This is a genomic window from Bradyrhizobium sp. P2_E8, from assembly GCF_056403875.1.
Genome location: NZ_JBFUES010001383.1, coordinates 1 through 1,507, shown reverse-complemented (window position 1 = coordinate 1,507; position 1,507 = coordinate 1). Strand labels below are relative to the sequence as shown.

Annotated in this window: 1 pseudogene; it reads left to right on the top strand. The window is 62.8% G+C overall.

The window, feature by feature from the left end:
• Positions 1 to 1,507 (top strand): annotated as a pseudogene (locus AC1D00_RS40670) (ParB/RepB/Spo0J family partition protein); the annotation flags it as partial.

Genomic DNA, 1,507 nt, shown 5'->3' with positions numbered 1-1,507 from the left:
CAGCGATGCGGCGATCGAGGCCTATGCGGCGAGCATCGCCGCCAAGGGCATTCTGCAAAATCTGGTCGTTGAACCGGAGGTCGATGGAGAGGGGGCGGCCACGGGTTTCTATTTCGTGACCATCGGCGAGGGCAGGCGGCTTGCCCAGCTTCTGCGCGTGATGCGGAAGGAGATTAAGAAGACCGAGCCGATCCGGTGCATCGTGGACACCGCGAATGATCCGCACGAAATCAGCTTGGACGAGAATGTCACCCGGGAAAACATGCATCCAGCGGATCAGTTCGAGGCGTTCAAGAAGCTGGCGGAAGAACGCGGCTTCGGTGCCGAGGAAATCGCCGCCCGCTTCGGCGTGACGCCGCATGTGGTGCGGCAGCGCCTGCGGTGGGCGCGGTCTCTCCGAAGCTGATGCAGGTCTATCGCGAGGGCGATCTGGCTCTTGAACAGTTGATGGCCTTTGCCATCACCGATGATCACGCCCGGCAGGAAGGCGTTTATGAGCAGCTATCCTATAACCGGGATGCCAGCACCATCCGTCGCATGCTCACCGAAACCCATGTCGCCGCGACCGACCGCCGCGCGCGCTTTGTCGGTATCGAGGCGTACACCGAAGCAGGCGGCTCGATCCTTCGCGACCTCTTCACCGAGGATCGCGGCGGCTATCTGGAAGACGTGGCGCTGCTCGATTTGCTGGTAACCGCAAAACTCGGTCGCGAAGCCGATGCGGTTCGGGCGGCTGAGGGATGGAAATGGACGGAGGCCTATCTCGATTTCCCGCATGCCCACGGTATGCGGAGGACCTACCCGCATCCGGTCGAGCTTTCGGCGGAAGACAAATCCGCCCTTGAGGCGGCACAGACCGCGTTCGATTGTCTCACCGAGCAGCACCAGACGGCCGATGAACTGCCCGATGAAGTGGACGCCCGGTTCGGCGAGCTTGAGGCCGAGATCGAGCGGCTGGAAGCCAAGCGGCAGGCTTATGATGCTGACGAAGTCGCGCGCGGCGGCGCGTTCGTGCTCCTCAATCACGACGGCGCCGTCCGGATCGAGCGCGGTTTCATCCGACCCGCGGACGAAAAGCCTCAATCCGAAGCGGAGCAAAACCCGGAAGCCTCAGTGGAAGGCGATCCGGAGGGAACAGATGATCAGGCGGGGCAAGACGAGAGCGGGGAGGATGCAGCTGCTGCCGACGAGGAGGACGACCGCCCGTTGTCTGACGTTCTCGTTCGTGACCTCACCGCGCATCGAACCTTGGGCCTACGGCTCAATCTAAGCGAACAGCCGGAAGTCGCCATCGTTGTAGTTACCCATGCGCTCGCTGCGCAAATCTTCTATCTCGGCGCCGATGCCCATGTCGTCGGTATCCAACCGATCAAGACGGATTTGGCAGGGCATGCGGACGGGATCGAGGACACGCCTGCCGGCAAGGCGTGGGCGGATCGCCACGCAAATTGGGCAAGGCAGATACCGCGCGACGTCACGGGAGGCAGATACCGCGCGACGTCACGGG